This window comes from Mobilitalea sibirica (genome assembly GCF_015999265.1).
Classification (GTDB): Bacteria; Bacillota; Clostridia; order Lachnospirales; family Lachnospiraceae; genus Mobilitalea; species Mobilitalea sibirica.
In genome coordinates, this window is the sequence record NZ_JAEAGR010000019.1 from 53,411 (window position 1) to 75,389 (window position 21,979).

Sequence of the window (21,979 nt, forward strand, 5' to 3'; positions counted from 1 at the left end):
TTTTTTTCTAATAGTGACCTTCTCCGGTCGGGTTCTCAATTAAAGTTGCACATTCAAAACGATGTTTATGACCGTCATCAATACTGGTGATAGACTCAAGATAATGAACATGTCTGTCGCCTACCCTTACCATACAGCCGGTTTTCCCTTTGAATTCATGATAATGCTCTCCATGATAATCAGTTCGGAATATAACATCATGAACATGATCATTGGAGCCATATGGAATTGCTTCACCAGAAACCGTGCAAAATCGATGCTCATGGGGGTGGGCACCGGCTGTTTTTACACTACCTTGTATCTCATGCACATGTCTCTGTTCCTCAGGGTATGGCCTAGGATAATATCCTCTATCTCTATAACCCATAACATCCCATCCTTATTAATTTATGAATATCTGATATAACTGCCTAAGCACAGATAATACCAGATAAATTCTAATCAATATATCATATACAAAAAAATGATTATTGTGTCTCCTTCTGGAACTTTTTATCATAAATTTTTTACTCGTATTGCTAGCTACGTATACAAAACTAAGGCTGTTCATGGCAAACAGGCAATGCATTTTGAACTGACTATATTACTGCAAAGTACTAGGAGGATACAATATTTCTAAGCCATTTCTTCTTACGGTAGCGCTTAAATCCCAGGATTAATTTGTAGATCTCCTCCAGTAAAATCATAGCATATACAATATAAATAGGTAAATCGAATATTAACCCGCCTAGTACGGCCATTGGTATTCCTATTAACCAAACACTGGATACATCCAGAAACAGTGCTGCCCTCGTATCTCCACCACTTCTTAAAATTGCTACAATAAATAAAGCATTTAACATTCTGGCCGGCATATAGATCACAAAAACCGTAATGCATAGGCGGATATAATCCTCCACTAATATCGATACATCAAACATAGCAATTATCGGTTCTTTTAGAAGATAAAGCATAACCGCTCCCACAACCGTGAGTCCAAATTGGAGTATGATATAATTCTTCGCATAGTCCTCTGCCCTATCGAGCTCATCAGCACCCATTTCATTACCTAGAATAATGGCAGCTGCAGCACAGATACCAAAGAAAAATACCAAAGCCACCTGTTCCACCGTATTGGTAATTGTAATCGCTGCCATAGCAGCATCACCCATTCTTCCATAAACCAGGGAATACATAGTAACGCCCAGTCCCCACATAAATTCATTAGCGATTACCGGTGCTGCGGTATGAAAATATTTATATACAAAGTTTCTATGAAAAAACGACAGACCATTGTCCTGTTCTTTATTATGTTTCAGATGAATAAAGTCTCCGACTCCGTCATCCCCGGGCTTATGACGGTAGACAAGGAATAAAAGTACTGCAAATTCCACAAACCTTGCTATTAAGGTTGCCAGAGCCGCACCGGCAACACCCATCTTTGGAAGTCCAAATTTACCGAAGATCAGGGCATAATTCAAGATTACATTTACATGAATTGCTATCAATGTAATAATAACCGGCAACTTCACATAGTTCATACTACGAAGAATTGCCACATAAGCATTAGTAACAGCCGTCAACGGATAACTGAAGGCAATGATAGCCAGATAAACAGCCCCAACGGCAATCGTTCCCTCCTGCGGAGTAAATATTCTCATGACTAAATTCGGGAATAATACTCCCGGAATTAGAAATAAGATGGAGCCTCCTACGCCAATTAACAGAGACATCCGAAGAACCCTTCGGATATTTAACAACTCTCTCTTCCCCCAATACTGTGCAGCCAGAATGCCCGAGCCGCTACAGATACCAAACATTAATAATGAAAATACGAAAAACACCTTATTTGCCAAACCGACTGCGGCTACCGTGGTTTCACCCAGTCTCCCAATCATTAAGGTATCGATCAGATTTAACATATTATTTAGCAGGTTCTGTAATACAATGGGCATCGTAATGACAAATGTTTTCCTGAGGAAGCTTTTATCACTTAGAATCCTCTTTATTCTATTCATACTTATACCTATATAATTTAAACCACTTATGATGTTTCTGTGGTTATCATTAGCCTTTCTTGTAGGTCATAATTTTATAATGTAATTCAAAAGCTTCTGTGTCATGTTATGTGAACACAGTTCAAATATATGTATATTAATACTTTCTTTCGCATTAAAAAACCGCCCCATACTCAGCACTAATCGCTATCAGAATGGGACAGCTTTTATAATATCAGATTTATACTATTTTCTTAAACCTAAACGTTCAATTAAGTTACGATATCCTTCAATATTCGTTTTCTTTAAGTATTCTAGTAATCCTCTTCTTTGACCAACCATCTTAAGAAGACCTCTTCTTGAGTGATGATCCTTCTTATTATTCTTTAAGTGCTCTGTTAACTCAGTAATTCTTTCAGTTAAAAGTGCAATTTGTACCTCAGGTGATCCTGTATCTGCAGGTGTTCTTCCGTAGGTATTGATAATTTCCTGTTTCTTTTCTTTGCTAATCATCTTAGTTCCTCCTTCATTTTAATCGCCGAACACCAAGAAAAAGGTCGGAGTATCCTTAATCTGAGCATTGGCTGAACATTTTTTACTATGGTATCTTAACACATTCTTATTCTATTGTAAACCGTTTTTTAAATATTATGATGAAAGTATCATACGTACCTACAATGCTTTCCGAAAATCATTTTTTTATATACAAGCAGACCTTCTATGTAATATTCTAGTTCAGCTTATAGCTTGGAGCTAAATTCTGATTTATCAATAAGATTACCACAGACCCTAAAAATAAGGAGAGAAATTAAAATACAATATATAATATAAGGCATTGTACTTAAAAACCTCAATTGTTCAGGTAGATAAATTCCGGTAAAAGCGCTAGCTACTACCGCAGGCGTTAAAATCACAATCATTAACAACATACCGATTATAATCTTTGCAGTCATACCGGGCTGACCACCCAAAACCCTCTGGAATAAGATCGTCATGCTGACAAAGACTATTCCGGAAGCGATGTAGGTTAATGCCAGAAAGAAACAATTGGCGGGATCGGTTATACCGCTGATAAGCATACCTGCAAATAGAAATACCGCATCTACAAAATGTTTTAACATAGAAGAGACAGAGGCATAAAATACCTTCCTGGTGGACTTCTCTGGAATTAAAAAGATATAATGCTTGATTAATTCCTGCTTCAGCATACCAAATACGGTAGTAAAATATTGATGGTATATAATAAATGCCAGAATTCCATATGCTGCAGCAGGCCCCTTAAAATTAAATCCGGCAATGGTAACGACTATTGCGATATAAAAGGTATAACCGTCTACTAAGATAAACCTACTACCCCGTCTCATCTCAAGAATGTGTTTATAAGCAAATACAACAGCCCCCTTGCCCTTAATCCGTTTATGATCCTGCTCATTCACCTTAATTCTCTTCATCGGCTTTCTCTGATAGTTGCCGCCTTCCTTTACTGCCTGTTCCGCCTTATGGGTATATTCCGTAGATAACAGGACATCTTCGTAATAATCCGCCTTACCAAGAGATAGCAACGAAATGCCCAGTACGATAAACACCAGGAAGAAAATTAGGGGTAAGAGAATTGAAAATAATACTCCATCTACTGCCCCTTTAAAAAACATAACAGACCATCCTGCTACAGGTACATAGCCAAAGAACTTACTGTCAACAACACTCATCAATGCTTCAAGGATATTCATGCTCTGCTGCTTCTGATAGGATATTACAATAAGTATAAAAGCAAGAAAACTTAGGTAAAGAGCATATTTTACCGCTTTTTTTCTTTTCTCATTCTGATTCGTATAGATATATACTGCAATGGAAAGTATCTGGAAGAAAAATATCATGATTGCATAGATGATAAATAAAGCCATAATCTCACGAAAACCATATCCGAAATTAACCTTTAAATTCCCTAACTGATAAAAGATAAAAATTGATGTTAAAAGTGTCTTACCTAGGGAACTGACTAATCCGTAATTAAGAATCTTTTTTGGTGATATCGGTGCAACAAACAAAAGTGCGACATCCGACATAGTAAATAAGGTTGACCCGGTTGATAACCCAGTCATTATAAAGGTGAACAGATATAGAAAACCAAACCCTGCTATAAAAAGAAAGATATATCTTTCGTCTGCACCACCGATAATTTCTCCTTCCTCCCTAGCAAACATAATAGCCACGAAGGATAAAATTACAATCACAAGAAGAACCCCATACATAATAACGAATGCCGGTTTTTTCTTAAGAGACAGAAGCTTATTCTTCATCCTGGTGATAAACAGATATGACAGTGCTCCCATACTACTCCTCGCCCCCGTTCTCTTTCTTAGCATCGTTAACAATCTGAAAGAATAAATCTTCCAGATTCTCACCGGAGCCTTCTATTCCTTTTCTGGTTCTTCTGGCAGCGATACCGGAAGCTACCATAATATTGGTGGTATCCCAAAACTCCGCTACGCTGTCAATCATATGGGTACTGATTAATATTGCACAGCCTTCCTTCCTCTTCTCAACCACAAGTTTTTTCAACTCTTTTATGGCGAACGGATCGAGTCCGACCATGGGCTCATCCAGTAAAATAACCTTAGGTTCCGGCAGCATACCACAACAGATGCTGATTTTTTGTTGCATACCTTTGGACAGCTCATTACCTAGCTTTTTCTTCTTATCATCAAGTTCAAAGCGCTTTAATAAATCCTCAGCCCGCTCCTTCCAGTTCTCCAGAGAATAGGCTCTAGCGATAAATTCCATATGCTCCCATACCGTAAGCATATCATAGGGTACCGGCATCTCCGGGATATATCCTAGATCTCTCTTTGCTAAAAGGGACTTGTTCTCATTACCGTTAATAAATATCTTTCCCTTAAATTTTAAAAGTCCGGCGATACATTTAATAATAGTTGATTTACCAGCACCGTTTGGCCCTAATAAAACAGATATCTCCCCGGGATTCACCTCAAAACTGATATCATCATTTGCAATTAGTTTACCGTATTTTTTTGTAACACCACGAACTGATAACATAATAACCTCCCCTATGCATTCTCGGCAGTATAATACTTATGGAATAGTCCAGATTAATTAATATTATTATTTTAAAAATTCCATAATTTACATTTTTGTAAATAAATTAACCTTATGATACAAAATTTTAATTCTAATGTCAAATATAATAAGGTTCTAGAAAACTGAAAAATTGAAGGTATACCATAACTCCACTAAGATAACAGGCTCAATAAACAAAGGTTTTATAATAAAGGTTCTATCATGTTGGAGTGATACTTCACCCCGATGTTTATGTAATAAAATAGGTTCTATAATAAATGAAGTGGTACTTCACTCCGATATTTTTTGCAATAAAATACACTTATAAATCGCCTACCACTACTTTCATTCTGCCTCACAAACATTAATGAAAGAAGGTGATTTATAAGTGCAAACTTTTTAATCTTTTATTACTCTTTATTACAATATATTTAATTATTCAATTACTATAGCTACTGTTATTGCCTTCATTTAACTTCAAAAAATAATTCCTGGTGAATGCAATATCCTCCTGCATCTTCTGCTTCAGCTCCTCGATGGAATTAAACTTCAATTCAGGTCTTTCATAGGTGTATAACTCCACTTCAATGAATTTCCCATATAAGTCTTGATTAAAATCAAAAATATATGTCTCCACTCCCTTGACTTTCTCTGCTCCAACCGTAGGTTTAAATCCGATATTGGTTACCCCCGGATAAGATATCCCATCCACAATCGTCTTTGAGGCATAGACTCCACAAGGCGGTAACAGTTTACCGGATACCGGGATTATATTCGTAGTAGGTAAACCTAAGGTTCGTCCCAATTTCCTTCCATGCCTTACCTCTCCCAGAATAGAATAAGGCTGTCCCAACATCTCATTGACAGTTTCCATATTCCCTTCCTTTAATTCCTTACGAATCTCGGAGCTGCTGATGATGGAATCCTTATATTTTCTCTTTTCACAGGCTATAACACGGTATCCGTAGGTCTCAGCAAGAGACTGTAACAGCTTAACATCTCCTCTTCTCTTATGACCAAAACGAAAATCCTGCCCTACTACAATAATCTTCGCGTCCAACTTACCGATCAGGACATCCTTAATAAAGTCCTCCGGTTCCATATTACTTGTTTCTTTCGTAAAGGGATAGGAAACAAGAACATCCATTTTAGTATTTCTTAGTTTAGCCAGCTTCTCTTCTTCGGTATAAATGAGCTCAAATTCCTTCTTTGAAAATAAGTTCCCCGGATGATAAGAAAAGCTGAACATAACAGCCGTATATCCTTGTTTCTTCAAGGATATTACCTGCTCTAAAAGAAGCTGATGCCCCAGATGAAGTCCGTCAAACTTACCTAAGGTTACCGCACTGTTTTTCAATTTAAAATTCGTATTCTCTGCAATGTAATCCATCCTATCCTCCAGTATGTTCGTCGCATCCTTCGCAAGCCAAAAAATTATGATAATCCATTTTTCGTATAATATAATTTCTTTATACGGGTTAATTTTTAGCATATCTACTCTTTGTATATTCGACTTCTTTGTATGTTTGAAATCTTGTATGTTTGAATTCTTTGTATTAGTTTCTTTTTCCTAATTTTATTTTAAATATTTAAGTTATATTTATATTTTATCCTTCGTTGAAAAATATCCTTATTTTAGATAATCGTACAAAATCAAATGGTGGTAACTTTATACGTACAAGGCATTCTTATACTAGGATAGAAACATCTTAACAGGACGAAATATGTCTTCGTCTATGTTAAAACGATAGATCCCAATAAAATTATTGTCAGCGTCGTAAACCCTGAACATTTCATAAGAAGTGAAGGCTTCCATATTGTTAACAGCTGTTGTAAAATCCTCAGCTTCTGTTGTGTCAAAACTAATTTTATTAAGTTTAGTCTCATCTTCCATGAAGTCCTTATTCGAATTTCCTTCATTCGAATATCCTTCTATATGTTCCGGTTGAAAAGAATTACCATTATATATTAACTTATGATATTCCGCTTTTACTATGGCCTTAGGATAAGCTTTAAACATATCTTCGATCATTATCATATGTTCTTCTAATTTCTCTGATCGCACTAAAGTCTCTATCTCAGTAAGCTTTAATGCATTCTGTAGCTCAAAACTACCCACTTTGGTTCTAAGAAGGCTTTTCATGGCTCCACCACATCTAAGCCGCTCGCCGATATCATGAAGCAGTGTCCTTATATAAGTTCCCTTTCCACAGTCAACCGACATAGTAACCTCATGCTCTTCACAGTTATAATCCTTAATCCGTATATCATGTATCACAACACTTCTTCGGGAGCGTTCAATTTCCTTACCCTGCCTGGCTAATTCATACAGCTTCTTTCCGTTTACCTTAATGGCGGAATACATCGGAGGCAGCTGCTGATATTCACCGATAAAATGCTTTACGGCATTTTCAATCTCTTGGTAACTTACATTTACCTCATTCGTTTTAAGCACCGTACCCGTAAGATCCTGGGTATCGGTAACCACACCAAGTTTTAATACGGTTTCATAGGTTTTATCCTTGTCTGTAATTAAGTCTACCAGCTTAGTAGCTTTCCCAACACAAATAGGCAGTACTCCTTCCGCCTCCGGATCCAGGGTCCCGGTATGTCCAATTTTCTTCATTTTTAAGATACCTCTCATTTTTGCAACAACATCATGAGAGGTAAATCCTTTTTCCTTATATACATTTATAATTCCATTAATCAAATAAAACACCTCGTATAAAATTCATGTCACTCCAGGCAGTCAATAAACGAAATATATGTATACACATTTTTAAATGGTATCATCATAACTCTTTGGAGCAGTGTATAAAATTTACTATAAGCACAACTATTTGAATATTTTAATAATTTGTTTGGTATTTATTCAGATAATTTGTTACTCTTGTTTAAGGCTTTCAGCTGTGCTTCAATATGGGGAGTAATGTTATTGATCACATCATGAAGAGAGCCATGTAAGGTACATCCGGCCGCCTTAATATGTCCTCCTCCTCCAAAATATACTGCAATTTTGCTTACATTAACCTCGCCATTGGACCTCATACTTACTTTAAATTCCTGCGGTGCTGTTTCGTATGCAAAAATTGCCACCTCTGTCCCCTTGGTAACCCGAAGCTGGTCAATAATCCCGTCCATATCCGAGGTTTTTGCTTCATAAAAGTTCATCATCCTATAACTGACAGAGGAAACGATTACTTTACCATCTAGGACCAGAATACTTTCCATAAGACAACGACCCAAGACTTGATTTTGCATATATGTTTTCTGATAAAAGGATTCATCAATCAATTTAGAAAATTCTATTCCTTTACTGATTAATTTACCTGCTATCATCATGGTATTCTGCGTTGTATTGGAATGCTTGAATACACCGGTATCATGTATGATACCCACATATAAAGCCTCTGCGATTTCCTTAGTAATAAGGTTTTCATCAAATAGTCCAAACAAAACTTCACAGGTTGATGAGGCATTCGCCACCACATGATTCACATTTCCAAAAGAATTGTTACTAATGTGATGATCTATATTAATGGTCTTTTTCGCTGTGTTAAAATACTTCTGGGCATTACCTAATCGATCCAAGCTACCACAATCCAGGGAGATAAACACATCATAGCATTCATTAGATTCATAAGAATGCTTGATGTCATCCACCCCTTTCAGGATTCGAAATTCATTCCCGATTGGCTCTAAGTAAACATCAATCACCATAAGATCTAGGTCATCTTTGCTACGTAGAAGATAATGATAGAGCGCCATACAGGAGCCAATACAATCTCCGTCGGGTCTTATATGTCCGGCAATTGCAACTTTTCTCGCTCCGGCTATTTCAGAATTAATGATATCTTTATATAAAACATTCATTTACTAATACACCTTTTCTTCCCAAAGAGATTAGTGAGCCGGTTCTCTAATCCTGCCACTAATCTCATAATATGAATTATCTTATTTTTATAATAGTTAATATCTTATACTTAAATTATCTTTCAATATATGCATTTTAAAAAAGCTTCATAACAGGAACTATGATCGAATAATCCTTATCCTAATTCCTGTCTTTTATAAACACATCCTATTGTCCGGACTATTCGTCCTCTTCTTCATAATCGCCTTCTTGTGTTTCTTCATCTTCATCTTCTATTTCATCTTCGTCTAAACCGGAATTATTATTAACTTCATTGATCAATTTAGACATATTTACACCATATTCAATGGAATTGTCAATAATAAAGGTAAGTTCAGGTGTATTTCTTAGGTTAAGTGTTTTTGCTAATTGTCCGCGCATAAAAGAAGCTGCACTCTTTAACCCGAGCCGGGTTGATTCCTGGGATTCTTTATCACCTAATACACTGATGTAAACCTTAGCCGTCTTTAAATCCGGTGATACTTCAACAGAAACAACGGAAGTCATTGGATTAATCCTTGGATCTTTAATCTCCCTGCTGATTAAATTACTCAGCACTTTTTGCACTTCACCGTTCACTCTGGTGTTTTTAATACTGTTCTTTCTCATACAATCACCAATACCTTTCTAGTCAAATCCATTCGGTACTCTATCTTTACTCTCTATTTGGTTTTGCTTATCTAGGTACCTCTACCATAATATATAGCTCAACCTTATCGCCTTCTTTAACATCATTATATTTTTCAAATACCAAGCCGCATTCATATCCGGTTGCAACTTCCTTCACATCATCCTGGAATCTCTTTAATGATGCTAAGATACCTTCATATACAAGCTTATCATCCCTGTAAATTCTGGCTTTGCTTCCTCTCTGAATCTTACCGTCAGTCACATAAGAACCTGCAATTGTTCCAATGCCGGAAGCCTTAAAGGTCTGACGGACTTCTGCATGACCAATTACCTTTTCTTCAAATACCGGATCTAGTAATCCCTTCATAGCAGCTTCTATATCATCAATTGCATTATAGATGACACGGTATAATTTTATATCTATTTTTTCACGGTCAGCAGTTTCCTTCGCTGCATTATCCGGTCTTACATTAAACCCGATGATAATTGCATTAGAAGTACTTGCAAGGATAACGTCAGATTCGTTGATGGCTCCTACACCGCCGTGAAGAACTCTGACTGCAACCTCATCATTGCTAAGCTTAACCAGACTCTGTTTCATCGCTTCCACAGAACCTTGTACATCAGCTTTAATAATTAAATTAAGTTCCTTGATATTACCTGCTTGAATCTGTGAGAACAAACCATCTAAGGACAGTCTTGCTTTGGTATCTGCAATCAACTTTTCCTTGCCCTGGGTAATAAATGCTTCTGCAATCGTTCTTGCTTCTTTTTCATTATCCGTTGCCATGAAGATCTCACCAACGTCGGGAACTTCGTTCAAACCAAGAATTTCTACAGGTGTAGAAGGGGTAGCTTCTTTCACTCTTCTACCCTTGTCATCTACCATAGCACGAACCTTACCATAGGAAGATCCAACTGCCACATTATCTCCGACATGAAGTGTTCCCTTCTGAACAAGGATTGTTGCTACCGGACCTCTTCCCTTATCCAGTTCGGCTTCAATAACCAAACCTCTTGCATTTCTGTTCGGATTTGCCTTCAGCTCTGCCATTTCCGCAGTTAACAGTATCATCTCTAAGAGCTGATCGATACCTTCCTTCGTATGGGCAGATACCGGTACGAATATTGTATCACCACCCCAATCTTCGGCGATCAGTTCATATTCAGTTAACTCCTGCTTCACTCTTTCTATATTCGCACTGGGTTTATCAATCTTATTAATAGCTACAATAATCTGAACACCGGCAGCCTTAGCATGACTGATTGCTTCAACAGTCTGAGGCATAACACCATCATCTGCTGCAACAACTAAGATTGCGATATCTGTAGACTGAGCACCTCTCATACGCATGGACGTAAAGGCCTCATGACCCGGGGTATCCAGAAAAGCGATTTTTTCCTTGTTTACCTCTACCACGTAGGCACCAATATGCTGTGTAATACCGCCTGCTTCTCTTGAAGTAACATTGGTTTCCCTAATCGCGTCCAAAAGTGAAGTCTTACCATGGTCAACGTGACCCATAACACAGACAACCGGAGGACGTTTCTTCATAGTAGCCGGATCTTCCTCTTCTTCCTTTAAGAGTTCTTCGACTTCATTTACCAATACTTCTTTCTCTGCAATGATATCATACTCTAAAGCAATTTCTTCTGCCTCTTCAAAGGTAATCTCCTGGTTAATGGATACCATTTTACCTGCTAAGAATAATTTTTTAACTAAAACTGCTGAAGGCATTTTCATCTTATCAGCCAATTCTTTGATTGTAAGTATTTCCGGAATTGAAATTGTTTTTATCTCTTCCTCTACAACCGCAACTGGTTTCGGTTGAATAAACTGCCCCTTCTTAGGTGCAATTTTCTTGATATCATCTATCTCAGAATCATCATGTCTTATAATTCCTTTATCTTTATAATTCTTATCCTTACTCATTCTGTCTCTGTTTCTTTTGTTACTATAGTCGTTTTTCTCAGCTACTTTTTGATCCAGTATCTGTTGATCGAAAGTCTTACGATCGCTGCTTTTACCGGTCTTTTTCGCTCCTTGTCTGAAATTCGGCTTATCATCCTCATCCTTTTTGAATTCATCAAAGCCTCTTTGGTTATATCCGCCTCCGGGTCTGTTACCCTGACCTGAGGGTCTGGAGTAATTGCTCTGACCTTGGTAACCACCACCGGGTCTGTTACCCTGACCTGCCGGACGATTACCTTGTGATCTTCCATCGGACTGATAAGGAGGTCTCTGTCCTCCTTGACCTTGATAGCCCTGACGGTTACCGCCTTGAGCCGGTCTCTGACCGCCCTCTCCCTGTCTTTGCTGACCTTGGTAGCCTTGACGATATCCACCCTGTCCTGACGGTCTTTGGCCTCCTTCTCCAGATCTTTGTTGTCCCTGATAGCCTTGACGATATCCACCCTGTCCTGACGGTCTTTGTCCACTTTCTCCAGATTTTTGCTGGCCCTGATAGCCTTGACGATATCCACCCTGTCCTGACGGTCTTTGGTTTCCGTCTGCAGGTCTTTGGCTTCCATCTCCCGGTCTTTGCTGTCCTTGGTAGCCTTGACGATATCCACCCTGTCCTGACGGTCTTTGGTTTCCGTCTGCAGGTCTTTGGCTTCCATCTCCCGGTCTTTGCTGTCCCTGGTAGCCTTGACGATATCCACCCTGTCCTGACGGTCTTTGGCCATCTCCCGGTCTTTGCTGTCCTTGATAGCCCGGACGAGGCCCACCCTGTCCTGTCGGTCTTTGGCCATCTCCCGGTCTTTGCTGTCCTTGATAGCCCGGACGGGTTCCACCCTGACCTGTCGGTCTTTGGCCACCTTGGGATGTTTGCGTACTGGGACGGGCTGTTCCGGGTGCATTCACAGGTCTTTGACTTGAATTATGCGCCTGTGAATTCATTCCCGCTGCCGGTTTGGACTGCCCTTGAACTGTATGTTCTGAAGAATTACCTGCTCTGGAAGCAGTTCCTTCCGGTCTGGAATTGTTTTTTATAGGTTGTGAAGCTCCGGCTCCTTTGGAACTGCTTTGCCCTGATGCTTGCCCTATAAAATGTTTTTTAACAGCTTGAACTTCCGTATCCTCCAGACCACTACTATGAGTCTTCTTCACACCCATAGACTTTTCCAGAAAATCCTGAATATCCTTGCTCTCTATTGATTTTTTTGTTTGTTCATTTATTATATTTTTCAATTCAAATATCTTGACTTTTGCCATACTTACTACCTCCGTTAATCTCACTGCATCATTTTCAGTTGCTTTTCTATTGCATCCGCCATGCCCTTGTCAAGCACTGCCAAAGAGGCTCGAAACTCTTTGCCCATTGCATGACCTAGCTCGGTCTTTTCACCAAAAAAGTAAATCGGCACTTTATAGTAAGTACACATATTGGTAAACATTTTCTTTGTATTATCCGATGCGTCCTCTGCTACAATTACTAAGGCTGCATTATGTCCCTTCACTGCTTTTTCCGTAGAGAATTCGCCACTTACCAGATTCCGTGCTTTTGTAGCCAATCCTATCAAGTTAAATATTTTCTTGTTTTCCGGATTCAAGTAATACCATCTCCTTCTCTAACGTCTCGACTAATTCCTTCGGAATGCTGACCTTTAGTGAGCGCTCAAGACCTTTTGTCTTGATTGCTTTTTGCAGACAGGAAACCGAACAACAGATATAGGCCCCCCTGCCATTCTTCTTTCCGGTTGAATCAATGACAATTTCGTCCTCAGGTGTTTTTAGAACACGAATCATTTCCTTCTTGCTCTTCATTTCACCACATCCGGTACACATTCTTAATGGTAATTTCTTAGACATCTCTATCTCCATTCCGCCGCCCTGCAGCGGCTTTTATAACGTTTGGAAAAATACAATTAAGTAAACCTTAATATCCATAACTTTGTGATTCACTTTTTATATCAATCTTATATCCGGTCAATTTCGCTGCAAGTCTTGCATTCTGTCCTTCTTTACCGATGGCAAGCGATAGCTGATAATCCGGTACAATCACCCTTGCACTCTTCTCATAATCATCCACTGTTACAGAGACAACCTTAGCAGGACTAAGCGCATTCTCAATTAATCTTTCAGGTTCATCACTCCAGTTGATGATATCAATCTTTTCATCCCTAAGTTCTCTAACAATTGCATTCACCCTGGCACCATTCATACCTACACAGGCACCCACAGGATCCACATCAGGATTGTTGCTCCATACTGCCATCTTTGTTCTGGAACCTGCTTCTCTGGCTATACTCTTAATCTCCACTGTTCCGTCCTGAATCTCCGTTACTTCTGCCTCAAATAATCGTTTCACCAGCTCTGGATGAGTTCTGGATACTGTAATTCTAGGTCCCTTAGTGGTATCCTTAACTTCAAGAACATAAAGCTTAATACGGTCTGTAGGACGGAAAATCTCTCCTCTGACCTGTTCATTCTCGGTTAGAATTGCATCTGCCTTACCCAAATTAATACTTACATTATTTCCTACATATCGTTGCACAATACCGGTAACGATATCTTTTTCCTTACCACTGTACTGATGGAATAATACCTTTCTCTCTTCCTCACGGATCTTCTGAACAACTACCTGTTTCGCTTTTTGGGCAGCAATACGTCCGAAGTTCTTCGGTGTTACTTCCAGGCTTACAATATCACCGATGTCCTTCTTCGGATCCTTCATTTTAGCTTGTGCGAGGCTAATCTGCATAACCGGGTCAGTAACCGTCTCAACAACTTCCTTTAAAGCATAGACTCCAACCTCACCTGTATTACGATCAATATTAACCTTAATATTATCCGCTCTGCCAAAATTATTTTTACAAGCTGCAACCAGTGAGTTTTCAAGAGCCTCCAGTAAGATTTCCTTACTGATATCTTTTTCCTTCTCAATCTGGTTTAAAGCATCAATTAGCTCCTTGTTCGCATCCATTTTCTTTATTATCCTCCTTTAACTTAAACAAATTGTGTAGTGTGTTTCGCAAGGAGGATTTCCTCCTTAAAACTACAAATTTTAGGTTACTCTCTCTAAAAATCAAATGTCAGTCTTGCTATCGCTATATCTGACCTTAGAAATGTCATCGTCTTCTGATCCTCTAACTCTATTGTTAATGAATTCGTATCATAACTCACAAGCTTTCCTACCCATTCCTTCTTTTTATCAATCGGCTTGTAGAGCTTGATTTCTATCTCTTCACCAATGCTTTTTTCAAAATGTTTATCCCGCTTTAGCTGCCTGCCAAGGCCGGGTGAACTCACCTCAAGAATATAGGAATCTGGAATAAAATCCTTCTTATCCAGTAAATCACTCAGCGTTCTGCTTACAAGCTCACAGTCATCCACTGTAATACCGCCTTCTTTGTCAATATAAGCCCGTAAAAACCAGTTACCGCCTTCCTTAACATATTCCACATCATACAGCTCAAAATGATTTTCCTTTAAAACCGGTTCAAGAAGTTTTTCTGTCTTTTGTTCATATTCCTCATGTTTCGTCATCTCGTTCCCTACTTTCTTGATTAAATTCTTTTATGCTTCACATAAGTAACTACTTCACTGATATACGCTATAGAGAAAATCTCTAAGATTTCTAGCGTTATACATATAATAAGAGTGGACTTGCGTCCACTCCCTCTCATTAGTCTTATCATTTTGCACATTTGTTATTATATCAAATACAGCCAAAAATTGCAAGTATTAATTTCAGATAAATATCTTACGTTAGTGGACAAAAATAATCTATACATATTTCAACAGAATTATTCTTGACTAAATCTTTGTAAAAAATCCTTGGTCCTTTGATTTATTGTATTTGAAAAAACAGCATCAGGGGTTCCCTCTTCCACAATAACACCTGCGTCCATAAAGATAACCCTATCTGCCACATCCTTTGCAAATGACATCTCATGAGTTACGATAACCATCGTCATCTTCTCCTCTGCCAGTGACCGTATTACCTTGAGAATTTCTCCCGTTAGCTCAGGATCTAAGGCTGAAGTAGGTTCATCAAAAAATAAAATACGTGGATTTAGCGCCAATGCCCTGGCGATCGCAATTCTCTGTTGCTGCCCTCCGGAAAGCTCGCAAGGATACGCTCCCGCCCGGTCTTTCAGATTCATCTTAGTTAAGAGCTCCATAGCCTTTGATTTCGCTTTATCCTTCGCTATTCCAAGAACATTCATCTGTGCATCCACGATATTTTTTAACACACTGTAATGGGGAAACAGATTAAAGTTTTGAAAAACCAATCCCACATCCAGTATGATGTCATGAAGGGTTTTATAGTCCGCATACACAGCTTTATTCTGGATGGTTTCTACCATCTGTTTACCGCATACATTGATCCTGCCCTTATCCACCTTCTCAAGCTGGGTCAGACACCGTAGCAGAGTAGACTTTCCCGAACCGGAAGGACCGATGATTGCAACCACTTCCCCTTCATTAACTTCCAGGGAAATATCCTTTAATACGATTGTATTACCAAACTGCTTCTGTAAATTTTCCGCTTTCAGTAGCATTCATCGTTCTCCCTTCTTATGTCAAACGAATCTAATTCATAGTTTCTAAATATAAGTCCATTGTAAATTCTATTTTATTCATTCTTATATCCAATCCTTCAAACATCTATAAAGGAACGATTAACGAATATCATCTCTTTAACTAGTATCATTTATTGTTACCTATAATCTAATATCATTTCATCATAATCCATTATCTTTAATAATCACATTCTGATTTATTCATGACTAAAATCTTAAATTGATTTATACAGGTTGTAGTATTAAGACTTTTAATTAGTTATAGGATACTACTAATTTCTATAATAATCAAATTTCTTCTCAATCCATTTGAAAGCAAATTCCACGACCGTATTCATAACCAGATAAAACACCGCTGCTATGACAATCGGTACTGTGGAAAAATACTTTGAACCGGCATTGGTTGCCACACGAAAAAGCTCCGGTATAGAGATTACCTGAGCTAAAGAGGTGTCCTTTACTAAGGTCATTAATTCATTCCCGGTCGCCGGTATTACATTCTTAATCACCTGGGGTAAAACAATGCGCATAAAGGTCTGAAGCTTCGTATAACCCAGTACCTTAGCCGCTTCATACTGTCCCTTCGGTATCGAAGCAATACCTCCACGGAAGATTTCTCCGAAGTAAGCCGCATAGTTAATCGTAAATGCAATGATACATGCCGTGAATCTGTCAAAGCTAAATCCAAATATGTAATAAGGTCCATACATAAAGAATATCAACTGCAGCATTAGAGGTGTTCCTCGAAAGACCAGCTGATAAATCCTGGTTGGCACACTGATTAGCTTAAATCTGCTGCGCCTTGCCAGAGCCACTAAAAATCCTAAGGGTATGGATAATAATATTGTAAGGATAAAGATCTGTATCACATAGACAGTAGCTGATAGCATGTTCGGTATTAATAAATCCAAGGGGACATTATCTATTTTCATAAAACCTCCGGTAAACGCTTACTTTATGCCGGACAAAGAAAATGCCCGCTGGCACTTTACCATATTACCATAACAATGTGACTAATTCAATCCATTTTTTAATGTTCCAGAACTAACCTATTATCCTTCCAGAATCATCCTATTATCTTTACTCTACCAGAACTCGTTTTAGTTTCACACCACCAGGGTTATAGTAGAGCATTTTCTTATCATTTTTATCCAATCTTATACCTAGACCATAATTTAATCTCATGAATGATAATATTTTAATGTCTTGATCAACGAACGCCGACTTTATCTTATTACCTTGTTTTATATAGTATAGCTGTCTTCCTTTCTTATCTTCATTGTCAGTTATTAAGAAAGCCGCTGTCTTGTCAGTATTCCATTGTATATCCCATACATGATCTAATAGAAATTCGGTCTCCTTATCTTCCTTGATATAATATAGTTTCTTATTGTTAAGATAATAGATATCTGATAGATTATCCGATGCAATCAATGTATCCGCAAGTTCAATCAGTTTACTGTTACTGCGTTTTCCTTGTAAATCACTCACCTTGATAATAGATTTATTTGGTGATAAGTACACCAAGTTGTTACCGTCCTTAGAAATACAGATATTTCGACTTTTAGAGGCAATGCCGATTTTCTCTGTCTGATAATCCTCCTGGATAAACATTAAGTTATCATAATCATCTATGAATATTTTATTTTTGAATGTTTCAAATCCATAAATAGTTAAAAAGTTTAAATTGTTCTTTCGAACCGCTTTTGTAGGAATTATAAAATCAACTACAACGGTATCTGATATCTGTTGCTTATCATTTCCATCTCTGCTGACATATGTCATACCCTGGCTCATAAACATAACCTCTGAGTAATCCTGATTGAGGCTAATATGTCCACTCACTGTAAAATCTTCATCTATCAGTATTACTTCGTCTCCTTTTAGAAGATATAAGGATTTCAGTCCCATATCTTCAGTTAAATCACTATAGTAAATATACTGAGCATCATCCGATAACGCTAATATTAGTTTATCGAAACCAAGAGACTTTGGTTTACTCCCATTCTTCACCAAAAAAGCCTCCATTTCTATATTACCTTCTGTCGGGTCCCAAGGATAGTTAACCATCGTATAAGTAATATCGGTTCCGTCCGGTGAGATGTTTATCATAATAAATGTATGATCATCTGAAGTAAGGAGAAGCTTCTGCTTATTCTTAGCCGTATCATACAACCATAATTGAAAGCCCTTATCCTCTTCATAAGTCGTATAGGCTAAAAACTTACCATTGTCTGATAAAGCAAAATTGATAACTTTTTTGTCAAAGGGAACATATCTTTTCATATCCACATAGGACAGATTGTAGCTTCTTAAACCCTCTGCAATATATTCGCTATTACCTGTTAAAATAGCAGAGGTCTTGTTTAAATTATAGCTCGGATACACTTCCTCGGTTAGGTTATGAACTACTTCACCCTTCCTATTAAATATATGGGTTTCCTTTGTATTATAATTAGGGTAAAACTCAATCACATTCTCGGGATTATTATAGTTGTAGTTATCCTGCACCCGGTATACAATATAAAAAATCAAACATGTCAATATCAATGCAGAAGCCACACTAATTATAAGTCTTTTATTATTCTTTCTATGTGGTATATCTGCTTGTGTATTATCTTCGTCTGTTTCTTCGGTTGTATTGGTATTACAATATGAATTGGTGACAACCTCCGGTTTTATATATTCAGAATCCGGAAACGAAAATCCTAGCTCTTCCTCTGACTGCTCATTATCATGAGACAATTCAATCGCAGGAAGCAAGTTTTTACCACAACTTATGCAAAAAAGTGCATTATCATTATTTTGCGTACCACAATAATCACATTTCATAGCCTTCTCCTTCAACTTCTTACTTCATTGACACTCTGTAATATCAAATCAAAGTGCTCCATATACAATCTGTCTTAGCCTGCGTATGAGGCTAGGATTGCCTCCTGCACATCTTTGTATCATATAAATCATAATTAGCTTCTCGGAAGGATCAATAAAGAAGTAATTACCTGTCCAGCCATCCCAACCATATTCACCAATCGAACCGTTACTGGATGCTTTTATGGGGGCGGTGAAACTTCGCATTAGATTACCATAATTGTAACCATACTGCGTATCCCAATTGTAACTGACCGATTGCTCTTTGGTAAGCTGCGGAGTAGACATAAATGCAACGGTTTTACGACCAAGGATCCGTTTCCCTTGATAACACCCCTCGTTTAGTAGCATGAGGGCAAATCTTGAATAATCCTCCACGGTAGAAACCAGACCCGCTCCGCCGGATTCGAAAGCAGGAGGCTCCAAACAGTCATCAATTCCTAAGAATCTATCTTGAAATAATTCTAATTGTTTTGTTTCTTCGTTATAATTATAAACAGCTGCAAATTGGCCCTGCTTCTCCTTGGGAACAAAAAACCCGGTATCCACCATACCTAGAGGAGTAAATATCTCTTTTTGGAAGAACTCACTAAGCTTCATTCCCGAAGCAACCTCAACGACTGCTCCCAAGATATCTGCCGAAGCACCATATCTCCACCTTTCACCGGGCTGAAATTCCAGTGGCATCCTGCCGATCCTGTTACAAAAATCAACGGTATTCACAGGTTTACCCAGCCTACATCTGTCATCCACTTCCGAAAACAAGGCTCCCATTCTTCTACCTGCTTCAAAGCTTTCGTCCGGATAAACCACACCGGAGGTCATATTGAGTAAATCCTGAAGAGTAACCTCTCGTGCTACATCAAGTAAGCCATCCTCCGTCCATACTTTTTGATTACGAAATCCCTCCAGATATTTTGACACCGGTTCGAGAAGATCTAATACTCCTCTTTCATACAATATCATAACAGCTGTTGTCGTTATTGGTTTCGTCATGGAAAACAGCTTATAGATGGTATTCTTAGCGATTGGTACGTTATTCTCTTTTACGGCATAACCTAGCTGCTCTTCATAAACGACAGCATTCTCATGAATAATTCTAATCGCAGACCCATGAATAGCCCCTGTAGCAATCTCCTTATCAAGTAATGCTTTTATATGATTTAAATGTCCCCGTTCCATAACGAAACTCCTTTCAGATATTATATCTTTTCACAATATCCATACCCAGACGCATCCTATTGCTATTCTTTACCTACTTATAAATAATAGATAGTTATAAATAAAAACCAAGCATTCATTATTATTACATTATATTAGTTTGTTAGAATCAATGAAAAGTCTGAACGTCTGGTATTATAATAAACCTTTCTCTCCCCATACTCGCCTGTAGTGAATATAATCCCATAATTCCACATATCAAAACTCCGAACTTCATCACCTTCATCTATAGGATATCCTGTTCCACCGTTACGGCTATAGTATAAGGAGCTCCTTTGATCAATGTTACGAACCAGAAAAAAAACCGTATCTCCCAACCTGTTAAGATATAGATTGGCTACATTTTTGGTAATTAACTTCGTCTTACCACTTGCATTACGATAATATAGATCCCCATTCGTATCAATATAGTATACAGATGAAAAGTCAGGGGCAACAACATAATCCTTCAGATCACTTATAAACTCTTCTCTCTTAACAACTCCGGACAAGTTACTTAATTTAAATACCCCCTCACGGGACATGTATATCACATCTTCCCCGGAATTCGATGTTATCGCATGATAATAATCATCATCAGGTAATAAATCATTCACCTTAAAATCAGCAGTAATAAATCGCATTCCTCCATCACTGCAGATAACTGCTTTCTTTTGAAAAGAAGTAATCTCATATTTCATAGACCCATTATGATTATCATTGTCCAGATAATTACTCGGTGTTACCAAACCGAATATTTTACTGTCAGTGATATGTTTTGAAGGTTTTCCATTCACACTGAAGTATGTCCCCTTAGAATTGGTGTATAAAATCTCAGAATAGTCGAGGTTAAAAAATGCCCAATCCATACCACCCGCAAGTCCTGTTACTTCTCCTTGTACACTAACAAATAGGCTTCCTGCTTCGTTCTTATAATATAAATATTTACCACCATCAGCTACTCCGAAGACCGAGATATCGTTACCCAGCTTTTGGGGAGTATTACCCTCGATGGATAGAAATGTCTCATAGCTTTCAGAAGGTGTATTAGCTACCTTACTATAGGCCACTGCCTTTCCATTCGGTGATACACAGATATCCCGAAACATGTAAGATTGTTCACTGTCGATCCTAATTTCCTTTTTGTCATCCACATCATACTGATAGAGTACAAGCTTACCTGCATCATCGAAGTTCGTATAGTATAGAAATCTACCATTATCCGATATGTGTGGATACGTACCGTTTTCATTTACTAAAAAATATTCCTTGTCACTCACATAATAAAAACGTCTATTATCATTATTCGTGATGATTGCTGCGGTATAATCCGGTGTATATTCTATTCGACGGGTACTTGTGTCTATCTGATGAAGCATATTCCCCTTCGTATCGAATACATAGGTTTTGTTGTAAGATGCATCATGATAAATCTCAATTGCATTCTTTGAGATCAGTGTATAAGCACTTATATTCCTATAGGTATTGATATAGTCTAAATCAGATTTTATAACGAAAGCCATCAATAGCAAGAGAACAGCCATTACCACCAGACGAAGCTTGTCCGACATATTGAAACTACGATGAATATCATTCCAATTATTAGTATAATCACCACCGGTTTCTCCCCGCATCTCATCACGAATGACTTCCTGAATATTCCGGCTCACTTTGAGCTATTGTTCCGGTAAGTGAGAGCCACCGTTCCGGTGAAATTAAGCCACTCTTCCGGAGAGTGAGCCATTATGCGGTTTTTCCTTTAGAATGTAATTATGCACTA

The 21,979-nt window shown here is 38.0% G+C and carries 19 protein-coding genes; all 19 read right to left on the minus strand.

Annotated elements, in window-relative coordinates:
• Positions 1-7: 7 nt before the first annotated feature.
• Positions 8-367 (minus strand): YmaF family protein, encoded by a 360-nt coding sequence (locus I5677_RS15430; protein ID WP_197662545.1) that lies wholly within the window; start codon positions 365-367, stop codon positions 8-10.
• A gap of 229 nt (positions 368-596) precedes the next feature.
• Complete coding sequence (locus I5677_RS15435; RefSeq protein ID WP_197662546.1) at positions 597-1,997, minus strand: MATE family efflux transporter; 1,401 nt, start codon at positions 1,995-1,997, stop codon at positions 597-599.
• A gap of 225 nt (positions 1,998-2,222) precedes the next feature.
• Positions 2,223-2,489: a 30S ribosomal protein S15 gene (gene rpsO / locus I5677_RS15440; RefSeq protein ID WP_197662547.1), complete on the minus strand. Its 267-nt coding sequence runs from the start codon at positions 2,487-2,489 to the stop codon at positions 2,223-2,225.
• A 227-nt stretch (positions 2,490-2,716) separates the two neighbouring features.
• A complete protein-coding gene (locus I5677_RS15445) occupies positions 2,717-4,309 on the minus strand; it encodes a putative ABC exporter domain-containing protein (protein ID WP_197662548.1) in 1,593 nt (530 codons plus the stop codon).
• A 1-nt stretch (position 4,310) separates the two neighbouring features.
• Positions 4,311-5,033, minus strand: a complete 723-nt coding sequence (locus I5677_RS15450; RefSeq protein WP_197662549.1) for an ABC transporter ATP-binding protein — start codon at positions 5,031-5,033, stop codon at positions 4,311-4,313.
• Positions 5,034-5,493: 460 nt separating this feature from the next.
• Complete coding sequence (locus I5677_RS15455; RefSeq protein ID WP_243456623.1) at positions 5,494-6,546, minus strand: bifunctional riboflavin kinase/FAD synthetase; 1,053 nt, start codon at positions 6,544-6,546, stop codon at positions 5,494-5,496.
• A gap of 201 nt (positions 6,547-6,747) precedes the next feature.
• A complete protein-coding gene (gene truB, locus I5677_RS15460) occupies positions 6,748-7,764 on the minus strand; it encodes a tRNA pseudouridine(55) synthase TruB (RefSeq protein WP_206762717.1) in 1,017 nt (338 codons plus the stop codon).
• Between the two features lie 158 nt (positions 7,765-7,922).
• Complete coding sequence (locus I5677_RS15465; RefSeq protein WP_197662550.1) at positions 7,923-8,927, minus strand: DHH family phosphoesterase; 1,005 nt, start codon at positions 8,925-8,927, stop codon at positions 7,923-7,925.
• Positions 8,928-9,147: 220 nt separating this feature from the next.
• Complete coding sequence (rbfA, locus tag I5677_RS15470; RefSeq protein WP_197662551.1) at positions 9,148-9,576, minus strand: 30S ribosome-binding factor RbfA; 429 nt, start codon at positions 9,574-9,576, stop codon at positions 9,148-9,150.
• A gap of 67 nt (positions 9,577-9,643) precedes the next feature.
• Positions 9,644-12,814, minus strand: coding sequence for a translation initiation factor IF-2 (infB, locus tag I5677_RS15475; RefSeq protein ID WP_197662552.1), 3,171 nt, complete (start codon positions 12,812-12,814; stop codon positions 9,644-9,646).
• A gap of 20 nt (positions 12,815-12,834) precedes the next feature.
• Complete coding sequence (locus tag I5677_RS15480) at positions 12,835-13,152, minus strand: L7Ae/L30e/S12e/Gadd45 family ribosomal protein (RefSeq protein ID WP_197662553.1); 318 nt, start codon at positions 13,150-13,152, stop codon at positions 12,835-12,837.
• Positions 13,124-13,411 carry an RNase P modulator RnpM gene (gene rnpM, locus I5677_RS15485; protein ID WP_206762718.1) on the minus strand — a complete coding sequence of 96 codons (288 nt, stop codon included), beginning with the start codon at positions 13,409-13,411 and terminating at the stop codon, positions 13,124-13,126. The genes I5677_RS15480 and rnpM overlap by 29 nt, the downstream gene beginning before the upstream one ends.
• Before the next feature lie 67 nt (positions 13,412-13,478).
• Positions 13,479-14,525 carry a transcription termination factor NusA gene (gene nusA, locus I5677_RS15490; RefSeq protein WP_197662554.1) on the minus strand — a complete coding sequence of 349 codons (1,047 nt, stop codon included), beginning with the start codon at positions 14,523-14,525 and terminating at the stop codon, positions 13,479-13,481.
• 95 nt (positions 14,526-14,620) lie between these two features.
• Complete coding sequence (locus tag I5677_RS15495; RefSeq protein ID WP_197662555.1) at positions 14,621-15,088, minus strand: ribosome maturation factor RimP; 468 nt, start codon at positions 15,086-15,088, stop codon at positions 14,621-14,623.
• A 260-nt stretch (positions 15,089-15,348) separates the two neighbouring features.
• Positions 15,349-16,107: an amino acid ABC transporter ATP-binding protein gene (locus I5677_RS15500; RefSeq protein WP_197662556.1), complete on the minus strand. Its 759-nt coding sequence runs from the start codon at positions 16,105-16,107 to the stop codon at positions 15,349-15,351.
• 293 nt (positions 16,108-16,400) lie between these two features.
• Positions 16,401-17,060 (minus strand): amino acid ABC transporter permease, encoded by a 660-nt coding sequence (locus I5677_RS15505; protein WP_197662557.1) that lies wholly within the window; start codon positions 17,058-17,060, stop codon positions 16,401-16,403.
• Between the two features lie 148 nt (positions 17,061-17,208).
• Positions 17,209-18,960 carry a zinc ribbon domain-containing protein gene (locus tag I5677_RS15510; RefSeq protein ID WP_197662558.1) on the minus strand — a complete coding sequence of 584 codons (1,752 nt, stop codon included), beginning with the start codon at positions 18,958-18,960 and terminating at the stop codon, positions 17,209-17,211.
• 48 nt (positions 18,961-19,008) lie between these two features.
• Positions 19,009-20,181, minus strand: a complete 1,173-nt coding sequence (locus I5677_RS15515) for a serine hydrolase domain-containing protein (RefSeq protein ID WP_197662559.1) — start codon at positions 20,179-20,181, stop codon at positions 19,009-19,011.
• 134 nt (positions 20,182-20,315) lie between these two features.
• Entirely contained in the window at positions 20,316-21,869 is a 1,554-nt protein-coding gene (locus I5677_RS15520; RefSeq protein WP_197662560.1) for a TolB family protein, read from the minus strand.
• Positions 21,870-21,979 lie beyond the last annotated feature (110 nt).